Annotated in this window: 16 protein-coding genes; 10 read left to right on the top strand and 6 right to left on the bottom strand. The window is 61.1% G+C overall.

All coding sequences use genetic code 11. The features are described 5' to 3' along the window. Together DXB86_RS07080 and DXB86_RS07075 are read right to left on the bottom strand one after the other, a co-directional pair. Positions 1–784 (bottom strand): IS3 family transposase (locus DXB86_RS07080; protein WP_147330828.1); only part of this gene is annotated, 784 nt, incomplete at its 3' end. 83 nt (positions 785–867) lie between these two features. Next, complete coding sequence (locus tag DXB86_RS07075) at positions 868–1746, bottom strand: ATP-dependent sacrificial sulfur transferase LarE (RefSeq protein WP_117736641.1); 879 nt, start codon at positions 1744–1746, stop codon at positions 868–870. Between the two features lie 173 nt (positions 1747–1919). On the opposite strand from DXB86_RS07075, the gene DXB86_RS07070 reads away from it, so the two are divergent. Next, a complete protein-coding gene (locus DXB86_RS07070; protein WP_117736640.1) occupies positions 1920–2570 on the top strand; it encodes an HAD family phosphatase in 651 nt (216 codons plus the stop codon). A gap of 237 nt (positions 2571–2807) precedes the next feature. Here the strand turns inward: DXB86_RS07070 and DXB86_RS07065 are convergent, their stop codons facing one another. Further along, positions 2808–3941 (bottom strand): LacI family DNA-binding transcriptional regulator, encoded by a 1134-nt coding sequence (locus DXB86_RS07065; RefSeq protein ID WP_233504175.1) that lies wholly within the window; start codon positions 3939–3941, stop codon positions 2808–2810. Between the two features lie 558 nt (positions 3942–4499). On the opposite strand from DXB86_RS07065, the gene glmS reads away from it, so the two are divergent. Continuing rightward, positions 4500–6347, top strand: coding sequence for a glutamine--fructose-6-phosphate transaminase (isomerizing) (glmS, locus tag DXB86_RS07060; protein WP_117582939.1), 1848 nt, complete (start codon positions 4500–4502; stop codon positions 6345–6347). Positions 6348–6465: 118 nt separating this feature from the next. Here the strand turns inward: glmS and DXB86_RS07055 are convergent, their stop codons facing one another. Next, positions 6466–7167, bottom strand: coding sequence for a GntR family transcriptional regulator (locus tag DXB86_RS07055; protein ID WP_226790702.1), 702 nt, complete (start codon positions 7165–7167; stop codon positions 6466–6468). A gap of 193 nt (positions 7168–7360) precedes the next feature. On the opposite strand from DXB86_RS07055, the gene DXB86_RS07050 reads away from it, so the two are divergent. From DXB86_RS07050 to tnpA, 4 genes are all read left to right on the top strand, one after another. Then, positions 7361–8395: a YeiH family protein gene (locus DXB86_RS07050; RefSeq protein WP_117736639.1), complete on the top strand. Its 1035-nt coding sequence runs from the start codon at positions 7361–7363 to the stop codon at positions 8393–8395. Positions 8396–8661: 266 nt separating this feature from the next. Next, positions 8662–9879, top strand: a complete 1218-nt coding sequence (locus tag DXB86_RS07045; protein ID WP_117736638.1) for a helix-turn-helix domain-containing protein — start codon at positions 8662–8664, stop codon at positions 9877–9879. Between the two features lie 234 nt (positions 9880–10113). Beyond that, positions 10114–10539 carry a hypothetical protein gene (locus DXB86_RS07040; RefSeq protein ID WP_147330827.1) on the top strand — a complete coding sequence of 142 codons (426 nt, stop codon included), beginning with the start codon at positions 10114–10116 and terminating at the stop codon, positions 10537–10539. Positions 10540–10729: 190 nt separating this feature from the next. After that, entirely contained in the window at positions 10730–11188 is a 459-nt protein-coding gene (gene tnpA, locus DXB86_RS07035; protein WP_117736636.1) for an IS200/IS605 family transposase, read from the top strand. A gap of 139 nt (positions 11189–11327) precedes the next feature. Here tnpA and DXB86_RS07030 read toward each other — a convergent pair whose 3' ends face one another. Continuing rightward, positions 11328–11849 (bottom strand): nitroreductase, encoded by a 522-nt coding sequence (locus DXB86_RS07030; protein ID WP_117564325.1) that lies wholly within the window; start codon positions 11847–11849, stop codon positions 11328–11330. A gap of 294 nt (positions 11850–12143) precedes the next feature. Between DXB86_RS07030 and DXB86_RS07025 the strand changes: the two genes are divergently transcribed. From DXB86_RS07025 to DXB86_RS07010, 4 genes are all read left to right on the top strand, one after another. Next, entirely contained in the window at positions 12144–12434 is a 291-nt protein-coding gene (locus tag DXB86_RS07025; RefSeq protein WP_055251737.1) for a hypothetical protein, read from the top strand. A 181-nt stretch (positions 12435–12615) separates the two neighbouring features. Next, positions 12616–13116 (top strand): MarR family winged helix-turn-helix transcriptional regulator, encoded by a 501-nt coding sequence (locus DXB86_RS07020; RefSeq protein WP_117736635.1) that lies wholly within the window; start codon positions 12616–12618, stop codon positions 13114–13116. After that, a complete protein-coding gene (locus DXB86_RS07015; protein WP_117736634.1) occupies positions 13116–14840 on the top strand; it encodes an ABC transporter ATP-binding protein in 1725 nt (574 codons plus the stop codon). The genes DXB86_RS07020 and DXB86_RS07015 overlap by 1 nt, the downstream gene beginning before the upstream one ends. Before the next feature lies 1 nt (position 14841). Further along, entirely contained in the window at positions 14842–16857 is a 2016-nt protein-coding gene (locus tag DXB86_RS07010; protein ID WP_199411015.1) for an ABC transporter ATP-binding protein, read from the top strand. A gap of 113 nt (positions 16858–16970) precedes the next feature. On the opposite strand, the gene cysE is transcribed toward DXB86_RS07010, so the two are convergent. Next, positions 16971–17675 carry a serine O-acetyltransferase gene (gene cysE / locus DXB86_RS07005; protein ID WP_117582946.1) on the bottom strand — a complete coding sequence of 235 codons (705 nt, stop codon included), beginning with the start codon at positions 17673–17675 and terminating at the stop codon, positions 16971–16973. Between the last annotated feature and the right edge of the window lie 30 nt (positions 17676–17705).

Below are 17705 nucleotides of genomic sequence, written 5' to 3'. Positions count from 1 at the left end.
GTTGTTGAGCGTTGGTCAAAATGGTTGTTTTTACAGTAGCGCTAACATCGGTGAGCCACAGGAAGTTCGGCAGGGCCGAGCGGAAGTCGCGGCGCACGAGGTTCGGCGGGGCCGGCGTCGGCTCGCCCGCATAGGAGCTGTAGGGCCTCCTCTTCCTCCTCATCCACCTGGGGACCAGGCCCTCCTCGCGCATGATGCGGAGGACGACCTTCTCCGAGGCGCGCACGGGCTCGTCGAGCTCGCGCAGGCGCGCCGTCACGAAGCGGTACCCCCGCGCCCCCTCACCGTCCTCGGTGAAGATCCTGCGCACGAGCGCGCGCAGGGGCGCGAGCCGGTCGGGCCTCGCGATCGCGCGGCGCTGGTACTCATAGGAGCTCTTTGATATCCCCAAGGAACTCGTGAGTTCTCTCAAGGACCACTTCCCGCACGGCCTCAGGCGGTCTATCACCAGGGTCTTCTCCCTGTTCGACATCCCGTCGAGGCTCGCGGCTTTTAAAACGTCGTTCACCGCCCTGAGGACGGCGTTCTCCAGGACGAGGCGCTCTATCAGGGCGTCCTTGTCGTCCGGGTCGATGTCGGGGTACACCGGACCGTCCCCGACGACCTTCGGCAGATCCATCTTCGCGACCGCCCTCCCGACGGTTCCGCCCGCGGCCCCGGCCCTCGTCCAGCGCGCGACGGCGCTCTTGCTCGGCCCGTCGAGCTCCCGGGCTATCTCCCTGCACGAGAGCCCGGAGCGGCGTAGCTCCCCGGCCCTCTCCACTACGGCTCTACTGTATGTCATGCGGACTCCAAACCGGACCTGATGGTCCAACTTTTTGTCCGCAGTCCCAACCTGCCAAAATAAACCTGTCCCTTTTTGGTAGGTTACTGGTTCATGTTGCCGTGGATGTAGGGGGTGACCTCGGGGGAGATATGGCCGCAGCCTAGGTTGCGCAGGGCAGATTCGATGGCGGCGGGAAGCGGGGCCTTGCCCTCGTCGTTGACCGCGGTGCTGCCGAGGGCGGCGATCTTGGCGACGTCTGCCGGCGCGGCCTCGATATGCATGCAGCCGCCGACGAGACGTGCGCGGACCTGGCCCAGGCCAAGGTCGTGCAGGTAGTCCTCACAGGTGCGGATTACATCGACCTTCTCGCGCGTGAGCTCCTCGCCCGTGGGGACTCGCGTGGCCAGGCAGGCTCCTGCCGGCAGGTTCCAGACGGGATAGCCCCAGGCGCGTAGCAGCTCGCGCTCCTCGTCCTTGGTAAAGCCGACCTCCATAAGCGGCGAGCGCACGCCGAGCTCCTGGGCGGCGCGCATGCCGGGGCGGTAGTCGCCGCGGTCGCTTGCGTTGCTGCCGTCGATGACGGTGGGAAAGCCCAGCGACTTGGCGTGGTTGACGATAGCAGTAAAGCCGGCGCGCTTGCAGTGGTAGCAGCGGTTGGCGTCGTTGCAGGCTACCTGGGGGAGCTGCAGCTGATCGACCGAGAGGTTGAGCACGGGGAGCTTAAAATGCGGCCCCTCATCGGCCTGCCCGTCAACCGCCCGCTCAAACGAAGCCTGCTCGGGCGTGCCGATGAGCGGCGTGGTGAGGTGAACGAGAAGCGTGCTGGCGGGCATGATGCGGGCGCAGACCGCGGCCAAAAAGCTGCTGTCGACGCCACCGGAAAAGCCGATGGCGACGCGCCCGTATGCTAAAAGCAGCTGCTCGAGCGCTGCGAGTTTGTCCTGAAGCCCCTCTGCGGGTGCGGTGGTGTCTGAAAGCATAAGTCGATCCTTGCCGTTGAGTACTCGGTCGAAAACTATAATCCTACCGAGCCGCTTGTCATAAGACTTCTATCTATGTAACGAAAGTGCAATATGCTATATACGTTATATACAAGTTTACAGGTGCGGTAAAGTTGCGGGAGTACAGCAGCGCGAAGCGATGGGGGACCGATATGATCAAGGCCGTTATTTTTGACATGGACGGAACGCTGGTCGATACCGAGCGGTTGGGTATCAAGGCGTGGAAGGCGGGCGCGGCCGAGCTGGGATTCGCGATTGATGATGCGCTGATCCATCAGTTTATCGGTCGCACGCTGCCCGATGTCATGGAGATCCTTGATGAGCATTACGGCAGCTGCGAAACCGCTGAGGCAATCTATCGTCGCCATAGGGAGATTCGCGACGAGATGGTCAAGACCGATCTGGAGCTTAAGGACGGTGCCGCCGAGTGCCTCGACGAGCTGCTGACTGCGGGCTATCACGTGGGTCTTGCGACGTCATCGCGCCACGTTACGGCCGAGCGCAACCTCAAGACGGTTGGCCTCTTTGACAAGTTTGAGACGGTGACCTGCGGCGAGGACGTCGTGCGCGGCAAGCCCGACCCCGAGATGTACCTGCTCGCCTGCGAGCGCGCGGGCTTTGCCCCCGAGGAGTGCGCCGTGGTCGAGGACTCACGCAACGGTTGCGTCTCGGGCATCACGGCCGGCTGTCATGTCTTTGCCGTTCCCGACATCGTGCCGCTGCCGCAGGACGTGGTGGACGGCTGTGAGGCTGTGCTCGATACGCTGTTCGATCTGACGGCCGCGGTCAAGGCCGTGTGTTAGCGTTCGCACGCGAGTCGCCATGCCCCACGCCCGATCCCGCAGGACGGCGACGGCAACGGCGCCTGCGCGGAAGCGCTGTTCTAAAAAATGGAATTGAATCCATTTTTGCAAAAAAGCTAATGAAAAATGGATTACATTCCATAAAAATCCGTAGCCGCAGGTTCGGCTAAACGGGGAAGGCCCGTGGGGTCAGCAAAAACGCCGCAGCGGGGCTGTTTCCGTTGCGGCGTTTTTTTGTTACAGGTAGGCGCCCAGGTTGATGTCGGTTGTCGGGACTATGGGTTGGCCCGTCGGATGCGGCTTGGCATTTTGGGTGCTTACGCGCTCGAGCAAGAAGGGACGCACGATTTCCTGACGGTTGATGTCCTCGATGGCCGTGACCGCGGTGACGGTGCGCGCGGCAGAGCCGATGCGGACATGCTTTGTCTTCGCCGGCGCCTTGTTCTCGATTTGCTCCATGAGCAATTGAACGCCCTTGCGGCCAATCTCGTAGCCTGGGGGTGCTACCGTGGTGAGCGGGACCGCCCCGCTCCAAGCGAGTGGGTTGCCGTCGCATCCGGCCACGCGAACCTGCTCGGGGACGGAGATGCCTTTGTCGGTCAGCGCCGAGATAACGCCCGAGGCCAATACGTCGGTCAGGCCGACCACGAAGTCGGGGCGCTCGTCCGCGGGGCGCTCAGCGATTTGGGCACCGATGCCGTAGCCGTCGGCAGCGGTATTCCATTCGCCGGCGTCGATGACTTCGATCTTGATATCGGGATGCAGGGCGAGGGCCTTGTGGATGCCAAGTACGCGCAAGGTGAGCTGCATGAATGCCGCTCTGCCCACAACGGTGATATGGCGTGCGCCACGGGCAACGGCGAGCTCGGCGATGATGCGACCTTGGGCTTCGTTATCGGCAGCCACGTAATAACCGGGCTCGGAGCAGTGGATGTCCAGATGGACGATCGGCACGGGCACTTTAGTCATGGCCGGGTGCCAGTCGGGGGACGCCATGGGCTGAACCATGACGCCGGACATCTGAGTGCCCATAAAGTAGCGCAGGTAATGGTCTTCGAGAATGTCGTCGTTGTCGGCGTTAGCGATGAGCAAGTCATAGCCGTGCTTGCGTGCCTCGTTGTGGGCACCGCTGGCAATTTGGAGCGAAAAGCCGTGGTCGAGACGGGGGAGGACCAGGCCAAAGGACTTGGTGGTGCCGCCCGCGAGCTGACGGGCGCTTTGGTTGGGCAGGTAGCCCAAGCGATTGATGGTCTCGTTAATGAGCTTGAGGGTCTCGGGACGCAGTTTTTCGGGGTGGTTGAGCGCGTTGGATACCGTGCCCAGCGAGACCCCTGCCTCGCGCGCGACGTCGCTGATTTTTACCTTTGCCATAGCGGCCCCTTTGATGCGTTTCAAGTACAAGCCAGATTGTAGCATCGCCCGCCCCTGGGGTGTCAAAACCTGCCAATTAGGGACAGGTTTATTTTGGTAGGTTTTATCTGCGAAAACGCCGTTGCCAGCGCGACCACCACGAAGGGGACAGGCACCTTTGTGGTGGTTTGAGACGCCCGGGCCTTCAATTGTCTCGATCTGTAACATCTGGACGGCAAAACCGCCTCTACCTGTTACGGATCGAGACATAGTGCTGGGGCCGAACCGTAATGTCTCGATCTGTAACACAAAGCCGGCTTATTGCGGCCCAGATGTTACAGATTGAGATCTTTCGCCGGGATAGGCCGCCGCCCCGGTCCAAACCACCACAAAGGTGCCTGTCTCCTTCGTGGTGGTTTGGACCGGCTGGGCATGTGTGCATCGGGTGGTATCTAAGTTGAGATACCACTTCTGGTATATCAGCTTGCGCTTGCGTGAGTACAATACTCGAACGTTATACGTCTCAGCGCCCCCTGTGCGTGGACGTCTTGCAGTCACGCGAACGAAGGGATTTATCCTATGTGCGGAATTGTCGGCTACACCGGCTCTGATATTGCAAAGAACATCCTGGTCACGGGTCTTAAGCGTATGGAGTATCGCGGCTATGACTCCTCGGGCGTCGCGCTCGAGGTGGGTGAGGGCGCCGCGGCGCACCTCGACGTCATCCGCCGCGTGGGCAAGGTCGCGGGCTTGGAGAGCGAGCTTTCCAACATCGACAGCGACGCTACCTGCGGTATCGGCCACACCCGTTGGGCCACCCACGGCAAGCCCTCCGTCGTTAACGCCCATCCCCACACCAGCTGCGACGGTCGTATCGCCATCGTCCACAACGGCATCATCGAGAACTTCGCCGAGCTGCGCGAAGAGCTGGAGGGCCGTGGTCACCACTTTAAGAGCGAGACCGATACCGAGGTCTTCGCGCATCTGATCGAAGAGGCTTATGCCGAGACGCACGACCTGATGGCCTCCGTGCGCGAGGCTTGCACCCACGTGGTCGGTGCCTATGGTCTGGCCGCCGTGTGCGCTGACGAGCCCGGCGTGATCGCCGTGGCCCGCAAGGATTCCCCGATCGTAGTCGGCGTGGGCGAAACCGGCTCCTATGTTGCTTCCGATGTCATCGCGCTCATCGACGCCACCCGCGATGTCGTGGTGCTCGAGGACGGTCAGTTTGCCAAGCTTACGCCCGCGGGCGTCGAGTACACCGACGAGGCCGGCAACGTCATCGAGCCCAAGGTCACCCACATCGACTGGGACCTGGACATGGCCGAAAAGGGCGGTTATCCCGACTTTATGCTCAAGGAGATTCACGAGCAGCCGCGCGTCGTGCGCGATACTCTGGTGGGTCGTATGACCCCCGCCGGTGAGCTCGATATCGACGAGCTGGGCCTGTCCCTCGAGGAGCTCAACGACATCGATCGTGTCTACGTGATCGCCTGCGGCACCAGCTATCACGCCGGACTCATCGCCAAGAACCTTATTGAGGGCTGGGCTCGCATTCCCACCGAGGTCGAGGCTGCCAGCGAGTTCCGCTACCGCAACCCCATCATCACACCGACGACGCTCGTCGTCGCCGTGTCCCAGTCGGGCGAGACGGCCGATACCCTTGCCGCCATTCGCGACGCGCGCATCAAGGGCGCCAAGGTCTTTGGCATCACCAACGTGGTGGGCAGCCCCGTGGCGCGTGAGAGCGACGGCGTCATCTACACCAAGGCCAACAAGGAGATCGCGGTCGCCTCGACCAAGAGCTTCATCGGCCAGGTCGTGAGCCTGACGCTGCTGGCTTTGCTGTTGGCGCAGGTTAAGTACCGTCTGACCACCAAACAGGCGCGCATGCTGTTCCGCGAGCTTTCCGATACGGCCGAGCAGATTCAGTGGATTTTGGATACCCAGACCGAGGCCGTGCATGAGGCCGCCCTGCTGTGCAAGGACGCGCAGTCGGCACTGTTCGTGGGTCGTGGCATGGGTGCTGCTATTTCCTACGAGGGCGCGCTCAAGCTCAAAGAGGTCAGCTACCTGCACGCCGAGGCCTACGCCGCCGGCGAGATGAAGCACGGCCCCATTGCCCTGATCGACCCGGGCTTCCCTGTCATCGCTGTGGCCACCAAGAGTGCCACCTACGACAAGACCGTGTCGAACCTCATGGAGTGCAAGGCGCGCGGCGCCAAGGTTATCGTCGTTGCCACCGAGGGTGACGAGGAAATCAACAAGATTGCCGACTGCATCATTCGTGTGCCGGCCGTCCGCGACGTGTTCAGCCCCATCACGGCGAGCGTCCCGCTGCAGTTGCTTGCCCGCGAGGTGGCCATCCTGCGCGGCTGCGACGTCGACCAGCCCCGTAACCTGGCAAAGAGTGTCACAGTCGAGTAGTTGGTTCCGCCGTTCTAACGACCAAGGCCCGGCTCCGCGTCATCAGACAGAGTCGGGCCTTTTTGTACGGAGAAACCACCGCAAAGGTGCCTGTCCCCTTTGTGGTGGTTTTGGCAGGTTAGCGGAGCTTGCTGGTCTCGAAGTACTCGGGGAACTGGTCCAGAACCTCGGTTTGGTTGCGGAACATCATGTGCAGGTGCTTGCTGACCAAAAAGCTCGCTTCGATGGGGTCGCGACCGGCGATAGCGCGGCGAATCTGCTTGTGCTCGTTCACGATGTCCTGATTGTCGAGAACCTGCGTGGCGGCGCGCAGCCAGCGGAAGCGCTCCAGGTCGGCATTAGTCTCCTCGAGCCACGACCACACAGTGCTGCGGCATGCGATGCTAAAAATCATGTGATGCATGAGGTTGTCGCTCAAAAAGAAGCCGATGCGATCCTCTTCGGCCATGGCCTTTTCCTGCAGCGCGATGGCGCGGTCGAGCTGCTCGATGCCGGCCGACGTGGCGCGCGCACAGCACTCCACGATCACCTGTTTTTCCAGATGCTCGCGGATGTAACAGGCACTCTCGGCAAGGGTGAGGTTGATGGGTGAGACGTAGGTGCCGCTCTGGGGCACGGTGCGCACCAGCCCTTCCTGCGCCAAGCGAACCAAAGCCTCGCGCACGGGCGTGCGACCCATGTCCAGGTCGTCGCAAAGCTGCTTGACGCCCAGCTTTTCGCCCGGCTTGTAGTCCAGATAGACGATCTTGCGTCGAATGGTGTGGTAGGACTGGTCCTGTAGGCTCGTTTCCTGCTCGCCGACGTGCATCGATTCTTCCATAGCGCCTCGCAACTGTTCTATCAAACTCATATGTCAGTTGTTAATTATGCCGCGAATCAGCTTTCCGCGGTGGGTAATTCGGCTGTCGCCCGAGAACTATTGCGGCATCTTAGTCTGTGTTTGCGCAAGGCTATGCCCAATGTTGCCGTATCATAAGCCGTCGCAAACGTGAAAGAGAAAGAAGGAATCCCATATGCAACTGGCGAATATCGTACGCGAGCGCTGGAAGGGTGTCTTGTTCTGCCTGATCATCGCTATCCCCGCGACGTTGCTCGGCAAACAAATTGAGGTGGTCGGCGGGCCGGTATTTGCCATCCTCTTTGGCATGGTCCTGGCGCTCGTCTTTCCCAAGAATCGCCGCGAACAGCTCGCCGCCGGTGTCACCTATACGTCTAAAAAAGTCTTGCAGTACGCGGTTATCCTGCTTGGCTTTGGCATGAACCTGTCCCAGATCCTGTCCAAGGGCGCCCAGTCGCTGCCGATTATCGTGGCGACGATCTCGACCTCGCTTGTCATCGCCTTCGTGCTCTGCCGCGTTATGAACGTGCCGAGCAAGATCGCGACGCTTGTGGGCGTGGGCTCGTCGATTTGCGGCGGTTCTGCCATCGCTGCGACCGCGCCCGTCATCGATGCCGACGATCGCGAGATTGCCCAGGCTATTTCGGTCATCTTCCTGTTTAACGTTATCGCGGCGCTCGTGTTTCCAACGCTCGGCGGTATGCTCGGGCTGACCAACGAGGGCTTTGGCCTGTTTGCCGGCACCGCCATCAACGACACCTCGTCCGTAACGGCTGCGGCGAGCGCTTGGGACAGCATGCATCCCGGCGCCAATGTGCTCGAGAGCGCCACGGTGGTCAAGCTCACCAGGACGCTGGCCATTATTCCCATCACGTTGGTTCTCGCATGCTGGCAGATGCATCTGGCGCGCAAGGCCGGCGGCGACGCCAAAAGCACGTTCTCGCTTAAACGCGCGTTTCCCATGTTTGTGCTGTTCTTTGTGCTGGCGAGCGTAATCACCACGGTGCTTCAGCTTCCCGCGTCCATTACGGCGCCCATCAAGGAGCTTTCGAAGTTCTTTATCGTGATGGCCATGGCGGCTATTGGCTTTAATACCGATATCGTTGAGCTGGTCAAAAAGGGCGGCAAGCCCATCGCGCTGGGCTTTTGCTGTTGGATTGGCATTGCGTGCATGAGCTTGGGAATGCAGCACGTGCTGGGAATCTGGTAGAGAAGTAGCCAGTTTGCGTGTTGGCTGCTGGTGAGCGCATGCCTGCGGTGGAGCGATAGGAGCTCTTGCGGGTATGGCTTGTCCGCAGGTTTATAAGTCCCGAAGAGCTCTTATCGCCCCGCCAGGATGGCGATGCGGGGCAACACCTATACTCGCAGGACGGCGCTCTCTGCCCTATAGTGTTTGGTGAGCAATATCGTTCAATTTTGAAACACTCGGTCGTGCGACCGTCGGCGGTTGCATGTCGCCGCGGACAGGGGCAAATCATGGATAGCGTTGCCAAGCTGAACATCTTGACCGAGGCCCTGGCTGCTGCCGGGGCCTCGGCATTGGCAATCGATGCGCGGGGGGACGTCGCGATTTCGACCATGAATGACGCGGCGCTTGAGCGGGATGTGGCGGCTTTTGTCGCTGAGCGCCTCGACCGTATAGGAGACGGCGCGCGTCTGGTTATGGGACGTGCGGGTGCGCGCCTGAGCCTGACCGTTCGCCCCACCGACAAAGAGGGCGGGAGGCTTTGGGTCGTTGTGGTCCGCGAGGTGCGCGGTGCCGCGGCGCATGCGGGCATCGAGTGGCTCAACGCCGACGAAGTTGAGGCCCGCTACGAATCGAGCGCGTACGGCATCGTTGAGGGGGCGGCCTCGGTGGCTGCGCCGGTCGCCGAGAGCTACGCGCGCGGCGTGCCCCTTATGCTCGAGGGCGAGCTGGGGGCGGGTCAGGTCGAGATAGCCAAGCGCCTCTATCTGGACGGTCCTTTTGCCGATCAACCCTTTGTTTCCGTCGCGCTCGATGAGCTCACCGATCGCGGTTGGCGCCATGTGCTCAAAAGCTCCGAATCGCCGCTGTTTCAAACAGGGCTGACCCTTTGCATTGAGGGCTGGAATGCGGTTGGCCCCCAGCGCCTCCGCGAGCTCGTTTCCACGATGGCCGACACCGCGTTGGCGACGCGCTGCCATGTGGTGCTGACGGCGAATGACATGCCGGGCGGCAGCGAAAGTGATCAAGCTGCCTTTGTGACTGAGCGCTTCGCCTGTGCGGTGAGCGTGGCGCCGGCAATCGCCGAGCAGGGAGCCGCGTCGACGAAGGTTGCGCGCTATTTGGAATATCTCGCTGATGCATTTGGGACGGCAGCGCCCACGTTGTCTGCCGCGGCGGCAAAGACGCTCGATGTTTACCGCTGGCCGCGCAATTATCTGCAGCTCCGCGAGGTCTCGGAACGACTGTATATATTGGTGGGGGCGGGCACGGTGGACCGCGCTGTGGCGGAGGAAGTGCTCGCCCAAGAGGACGTGATTAAGACCGCAACCTTTGGCGCCCCGACACTCGAAAGCGACCTGTATATCCTGCGACCGCTGGCCGATACCGAGCGAGATATCGCGCATCTGGTTGTAGATCATCTCCACGGCAACCGAACCCGTGCGGCGGAGGTGCTGGGCATAAGCCGAACAACGCTGTGGCGCTTACTGAAGGACGATGACCGTTGAGCGAGGCGCCCGTAACCGCGCGCGACGCGTGTGCTACAGTCCAAAGCGTTATTGTTTCGATTTGGTTACGGCGTGCGGGGGCGTATGGCTGAGACTACAAAACCGAGCCGCAGAAGGCGGAGCGCCGCGCCGGTTAACCGACGCACAACATCGGTGACGTGGGGCAAACACGCCTCGGGGTTTGACGGCTCGTTCAAGCGCACTAAATACGGCTATCCTTCGACAGGTGCCCGCTTGGCAATGCAGGCAGAGTCCTCGCTGTGGGACCGCAAACGCGTGGTGGGTTCAAAGCTCAAGCACGACGGCACGCTCGGCTACATCAGCCGCGGGGCGGCTCGTCGCAGCGGACTCAATCCGGCTGGTTGGCATCGTTATGTTCCGATCGCGGTCGTCGTTGCAGTGATCGTCATCGCACTCGCTGCGCTTGGCTACGCCGGCGACGGTGCCAACTTGGACGCGATGTTTAAATCGCCCGAGCTCGCGCATGCAGGCACAGAAATTGTCGAGGGCGCTCAGGCCCAGACGGGCGTCGCGCCCCAGCGCGGTATCGTTGCGGCGGCCTCCACCATCGCCGACGCTCAAAAGGACGAGGGCGAACAGGGCGACGGCGCCGAAACGACCCACACGAACGAAACGACGACAACTCCATCGGCAAGATAAGTTGCGAGCGGGTCCGCCGTTCGTTAGAACGGCGGAACTAATTCAAGACTTTAGTCTGCTGGCCGCGCAGCAGCCAGCTTTAAACCACCCGCTACGCGGGTGGAGACAAACGGCTTTACAAAGCCACCCCTCCGACCGATATTGACGATTGTTCAGGCCGTCAAGAATTCGAGTCGAAGGGGTGGTCGCCATGGCCCAGAAGGCCTACAGCCTTTCCCACACGAAGTGGATGTGCAAGTACCACATCGTGTTCACGCCGAAGTATAGGCGCAAAGTGATCTACAACCAAATCAGGAGCGACATAGGGGAGATCCTCAGGAAGCTGTGCGAGTACAAGGGGATCGAGATAATCGAGGGGTACCTGATGCCCGACCACGTGCACGTGCTGCTGGCGATACCGCCGAAGTACAGCGTGTCGAGCGTGATGGGCTACCTGAAGGGGAAGAGCTCGCTGATGGTATTCGACAGGCACGCCAACCTCAAGTACAAGTTCGGCAACAGGAAGTTCTGGGCGGAGGGCTACTACGTGTCCACCGTCGGCCTGAACGAGGCGACGATCGCCAAGTACATCAGGGAGCAGGAGTCCCACGACATCGCGCTGGACAAGCTGAGCGTGAAGGAGTACGAGGACCCCTTCAAGAGGAGGTGATCCTGCCGGTTCGACCGGCGCGCCACGGGTCAAGATGCACTAGGCCTGGACGAAGTCCGGGCCCGCGCCTTTAGACGCGAGCCCGGGGCCCGTGGGTTATACCCTAAGAGCAAACCACCCTTTTTAAGGGTGGTTCTGATTACCTAACGTACACCACGTTGTCGCGGCGGGGTTTGGGCTCGGGTAGCGTGTCTTCGGCATAGCCCAGAATGCAGTGACCGACGCCGCGCAGGCTGCCGTCGGCGGGCAGGCCCCAGCTGGCCAGCAGCTCCAGGCCCTCGGGCGAGTCAAAGACCTCATGCGCGCGGTGAATCCAGCATGAGTCGACACCCAGTGCATAGGCGGCGTTGAGCAGGTTGCCCATGGCGAGCGATCCGTCTTCCAGGTGCGTGGGCACGCTGCGGTCGACCAGTACCACCACAACGGTCTTGGCGCCATAGAAGGGGTCGCTGTTGCTGCCCATGACCTGTGCGTTGAGCTGCGAGAGGCGCTCAACGGTCGTGGGGTCGGTGACGGCGACAAACGTCACCGGCTGGCGCCCCATGCCACTGGGTGCATACTGGCCGGCCTCGATAATGCGTGCGAGCTTTTCGGCCTCGACGGGACGATCACTGTATTTGCGGCAGCTGCGGCGGTGGATGAGTGCTTCGATAGTCTCCATGGTGTCTCCTTGCGGTGGCGTTGCAGATGCCCCGTTCATACCCGTCGGGCTCAAACGATAGACGGTCAATTGCCCGGCCAAAAGGGTAGATCCCAATTGGGAAAGTAGGTTTGCATAAAAGTACCTTCAGAATGTGACAAACAAATGGGATGGTTAAACGTTTTATCCCGTCTACCCTGCGGTTTTTTACCACTTGCCTAAATGACGAACGCATAACCTCTGATAAAGGTATTACTAAAGGAGTACCAACGTTTATCAATGCGCCGTGGTGGCGCCGGGCCAGGAGGTAACATCATGTTCCAGGCTGGAGATGTCGTCGAGACCGACTTCGAAGGATTTCTGAAGCTGCTGCGTTCCAAGACGCGCGCTTTTGTGACGATTGACGATCACGAGTACTACATCACGCACACCGATGGCTATTGGCGTGTTCAGGATTGCGAGGCCCTCAACGACAAGGGCCACTTTACTGACTGCTCCGAGCTGGTCAACACGGTCTGCGAGGTCGTCGAGCTGCCGTGGATTGCCGGCAAGAGCCTGCATGACAGCTTCTCGGGCGCTACGGTCTATGAGGCCGTCGCCGCTTAACGGGCAATAAAACCCGATTTTCACGTGACCGCTGGCGCTGCCCCCGCGCCGGCGGTCTTTTTCTGCCGATAGGCCATAAAAGTGCAAGCATTTGCGGAGAGCCTGTTGACGATAGTCAAAACTCGGACTAATCTAGAGATACAAAATTGGTCAAAAATCGGACAATCGAATGGTGGGATAGATGAATAGTGCGGTTACGCTGGTCGACTTCGACCGGTTGCTCAATGGACTCGACCATATCTATTCGGAGTTCTCGCGCGCCTGCGGTCTTTCGGACTGCGCTTACTGGATGCTCGTCGATACCAGCACGGCGGGCGGCAGTGTTGCCGTAAGCTGTCTGACAAGCGAATGGTTCTACAGCAAGCAGACTATCAACTCGGCAATTAAAACCTTGACGGCGCGGGGCTTCGCAACGTTGGAGTTTGCCGAAGGCAGCCGTAAGAACAAGGTTGTGCGTTTGACCGAAGCGGGCATGCGGTTTGCCGAGCGTTATGCGTTGCCGGCACTCAAGGCCGAACAGCGAGCATTTTGCGCGCTTGAGCCGTGTGAGCAACGCGAGATTATGCGCTTGATCGGCAAATTCTCCCAGGTGCTCGATGAGGAGTGCGAGACATTTAAGCAGCAGGTGGCAGCTGCAAGCCAGACGCAGGATCAATGTGAGGGGGAGTCGTGCGACTGTTAATGAGGTTTCTGAAGCCCTATCGAGGGCTTGTCGCAGTGACGCTGCTGGTGCTGCTGGTTGATAACGTCGGCACGCTGTTGGTTCCCACGATGCTGGCGAACATGGTCAACACCGGTATCACCACGGGTGATGTCGACTACATTTTGCGCAATGGCCTCTACATGCTTATCGCGACCGGCATGGCCAGCGGCGGCGCGGTGCTGGGCTGCTATCTTTCGGCCCGCCTGGCGGCCAACGTGGCCTGCGATATCCGCAACGCCGTGTACGACAAATCGCTCGAGCTGTCCGCCAGCGACTTTGAGCGCTTTGGCACGGGTTCGATGATCACGCGCTCGCTCAACGACATCAACGTGATCCAGCAAGCGATCCTGCAGACGATTCAGCTGGTGCTGCCGGTACCGTTCTTGGCCGTGGCGGGCATCATCTTTGCCTGGTTTATCGATCCTGCCATGGGCACGCTGCTGGGCGTGGTCGTTGCGATCGTGCTGGTGGCGGCGGTCTTTACCGTTGCCAACGCCGCGCCGATCTTTATGCGCCTGCAGAGCTTTATCGACCGCATGAACGTGGTGCTGCGCGAGAACATCGTGGGCGTGCGCGTCATCCGCGCATTTAACAAGGAGCGCCACGAGGAGCAGCGCCTGGACGAGGTGTTTAGCGATTACGCGGCCAATGCCATCAAGGTCAACCACCTGTTTGTGGGTCTCGACAGCTCCAGCTTCTTTCTGATGAACATCGCCGAGGTAGCGGTGCTGTGGGTTGGCGGCAACCGCGTGGGTGCCCACGCCATGCAGATCGCGAGCATCTCGGCGGTGCTGGAGTACGCGATCCTGATCCTGTTCTTTGTGATGATGGCGCAGATGGTGGTGCTGACGCTCCCGCGCGCCGCGGCGTGTCTCAACCGCGCGCAGCAGGTGCTCGAAATCGAGCCGAGCATTGTGGACGGCAAGGCTACGCTGGGCGACGGGGCGCCTGAGTCCGCAGACGGCGCCGACGCGGTGGCCGTGTTCGACCACATGTCGTTCCGTTTTGACGATGCCGACGAGGACACCCTGTGCAACCTGAGTTTTGCCTGCCGCCGTGGACAGACGACCGCGATCGTGGGCTCAACGGGCTCGGGCAAGTCAACGGTGGCCAAACTCTTGCTTCGCTTCCACGATGCCACGAAGGGCGCCATTCGCCTGAACGGCGTCGACCTGCGCGACCTTTCGCAAGACGACATCCGCGGGCGTATCGCCTATGTGCCGCAGAAGGCATGGCTGTTCTCGGGTACGGTGGCGAGCAACCTGCGCTTTGGTAACGAGGGTGCGACCGAGGCTGACATGCTCCATGCGCTCCAGGTTGCCCAGAGCACCTTTGTACTCGATCAACCGCAGGGGCTCGATACGCCGGTGGCCCAGGGCGGCACGAACTTCTCGGGCGGCCAGCGCCAGCGTTTGGCAATCGCCCGCGCACTCATGAAGCGCGCCGACCTGTATATCTTCGACGACAGTTTTTCGGCCCTGGACTTTAAGACCGATGCGGCACTGCGCCATGCGCTGCAGGACGAGACGTGCGATGCCGCGGTGCTCATCATCGCCCAGCGCATTTCGACAATTTTGCATGCCGATCAGATTGTGGTGCTCAAGGACGGCGAGGTCGTGGGCCTGGGCACGCACGACGAGCTCATGGAAACCTGCGAGGTGTACCGCGCTATCGCGGAATCGCAGATGAAGGGAGGTGAGTAGCATGACCGAGGAGCTCAAGAAGTGCGGTGACGCAATCGATTCGAACGCTGTGGACGCTGGCGAGAAAACGGTCGAGCGGGCTGCCGCGTCGACCGAGCTGGATGACGCCGCCAGGGCTGCGGCCGAGCGCGAGGCTCGTCGCCAGGCGCTGTACGAGGAAAACGAGCGTGCCGAGGACGAACGTGCCCGTGCCGAGGCAGAGCGCATGCGCGATGTTGACGACGAGGACGAGGACGAGACGCCCCGGGATACCTGGGCGACGGTGCGCCGCCTGTGGAGCGAGGCCGCCGGCGACCATTGGCGTTTCTATATCGTGTTCGCGAGCATCGTGTTCTATGCCATCTTTAACACCGCGGCGCCGGCCTACAGCGCCCGCGTGATCGATGAACTGTGGGGGCACATGAAGGTGGCGTTTGCCAACGGAACCACCTTCAACATCACCTGGGAGAACTGCGGCAAGACCATCTTCGTCTACTTTATGATCTGGACTGCCGCTGCCTCGTTCTATGCGCTCCAGAGCTTTTTGATGTCGAGCGTGGCCGAACGCCTCAACCTGCGTCTACGCAACCGCATCGCACAAAAGCTCAACCGTCTGCCGCTTGCCTTCTTTGACGCGCATCGTCCCGGTGAGGTCGTCAGCCGTGCGACCAACGACTTGGACAAGATGTCCGAGAGCATGCAGCGCGGATTGCTGCAGCTGCTTGTGTCGATCGGCACCGTGGTGGGCGCCGTGGGCGTGATGTTCGTGTTTAGCGTGCCGCTTACGCTAGTCTTTTTGTTCTTTACGGCGTTGTCGCTGCTGGTGACCAAGGTGGTTTCGCGCCGTACGCATGATGTGACGGGCGAGCGTCAGGAGTGGGTGTCCAAAATCACGAGCGCGGTCGAGGAAGGCTATTCGGGCCGTTTGGTGATTCGCGCATTCAACCGCGAGCACCAGAGCTCTGCCGAGGTGCACGAGGCCTCGGGCGAGCTGGCGCGCGTGAGCACCAAGGCCGACTTTATGATCAACGCCGTCGGACCCGCGGTTCGCTTTATTGGTCGCCTGGCGCAGATTGTGATTGCGCTCGTGGGCTGCAGCATGCTGGTCGCCGGTCACATGACCGTCGGCGTGTTCCAGGCGTTCTTCCAGTTTATCTACGAGGCGTCCGAACCCATGACGCAGCTGTCGTTCACTTTTAACTCGCTGCAGAGCGCGCTGGCGAGTGCGGAGCGCGTTTTCGACCTGCTTGATGAGCCCGAGATAGAGGCCGATCCGCTGCCGGACGAGGCCGCCAAGCTGCCGGGTCGCATTGAGGGCCGCGTCGCTTTTGAGCACGTGCGCTTTGGCTATGCGCCCGACAAGCCGCTCATGCGCGACGTGTCGTTTACCGCCGAGCCGGGCCAGAAGATTGCCGTGGTGGGAACCACGGGCGCAGGCAAGACGACGCTCATCAACCTGCTCATGCGCTTCTACGAGATTGACGGCGGGCGTATTACGCTCGACGGCGTGGATACGAGCCGCATGGATCGCGGCGAGCTGCGACAGCAGTTTGGCATGGTGCTACAGGACGCCTGGCTGTTCGACGGCACGATTGCCGAGAACATCGCCTACGGCTGCCCCGAGGCAACGCGCGAGGAGATTGTTGCGGCCGCTCGCGCCGCCCAGGTCGACTTCTTTGTGCGCACCATGCCTCAGGGCTACGACACGCGCGTAGCCAACGATGCCGAAAGCATCAGCCAGGGCCAGCGTCAGCTGCTGACCATCGCACGCGTGCTGCTCAACAACCCGGCGATTCTCATCCTGGACGAGGCGACCTCAAGTGTGGACACGCGCACCGAGCTTGCTATCGGCCGCGCCATGGACGCGCTCATGCGCGGGCGCACGAGCTTTGTGATCGCGCATCGCCTGTCGACGATCGTGGACGCCGACCTGATCTTGGTCATGGACCACGGCAACATTATCGAGCAAGGCACGCATAAGGAACTGCTGGCTGCCGAGGGTGCTTACGCCGACCTCTATCTGAGTCAGTTCGCATAATGTGACAAAGGGACAGTCCCGCATGTCACATCAAAAGGAATGGCGCGCCGGGGATTGATTCCCTGGCGCGCCTTTTGCGTCGGTGCCGATATTGTTTTGTGCCGCTTGCGTTCCTAACGTTCGTCCATGAGCTTGGCGACGAGGGCCTTGAGCTCGGCCACCTCTCGCTCGAGTTCTTTGACGCGGCGGGCATTCTCGGTGATGCCCTGGCGGTTGAGGGCACTCTGCTCGGCGGCGTCATCGGGCATGTACTCGCGATGCTGCTTGGCGTCGAAACTCTCCTCGAACACACGGCAGCCGTTGCGCTTGATGATGCGTCCTGGCACGCCCACGACGGTGCAGTTGTCGGGCACGTCCTTGACGACAACCGAGTTGCCGCCGATTTTGACGTTGTTGCCAATGCGAATGTTGCCGAGCACCTTGGCGCCTGTGCCCACGGTGACGTTGTTGCCCAGGGTGGGGTGGCGTTTGCCGGTCTCGTTGCCGGTACCGCCGAGCGTGACGCCCTGGTAGAGCACGCAGTTGTCGCCCACGATGGTGGTCTCGCCGATGACGACGCCCATGGCATGGTCGATAAAGAAGTGCTTGCCGATCTGTGCGGCGGGATGAATCTCGACGCCGGTGATGTGGCGGGTGATTTGCGAGAGCACGCGGGCGAGCGAGCGATGACCGTGCTCCCAGAGCCAGTGCTCGGGCACGTGGTTCCACTTGGCGTGCAGGCCAGGATAGGAAAGGAAGATGACTAGACCGTTTTGCGCGGCGGGATCCTGCGCTTGGACGGTCTTGATGTCCTCGCGAATGGTATTGATAAAGCTCACCGGCCGCCCTCCCTTAGCGCCATGGCAATG

This window comes from Collinsella sp. OM06-18AC (genome assembly GCF_003438785.1).
Taxonomy (GTDB): domain Bacteria; phylum Actinomycetota; class Coriobacteriia; order Coriobacteriales; family Coriobacteriaceae; genus Collinsella.
Note: the sequence above shows the minus strand (reverse complement) of the source record. Positions and strands in the feature narration are given on the sequence as shown.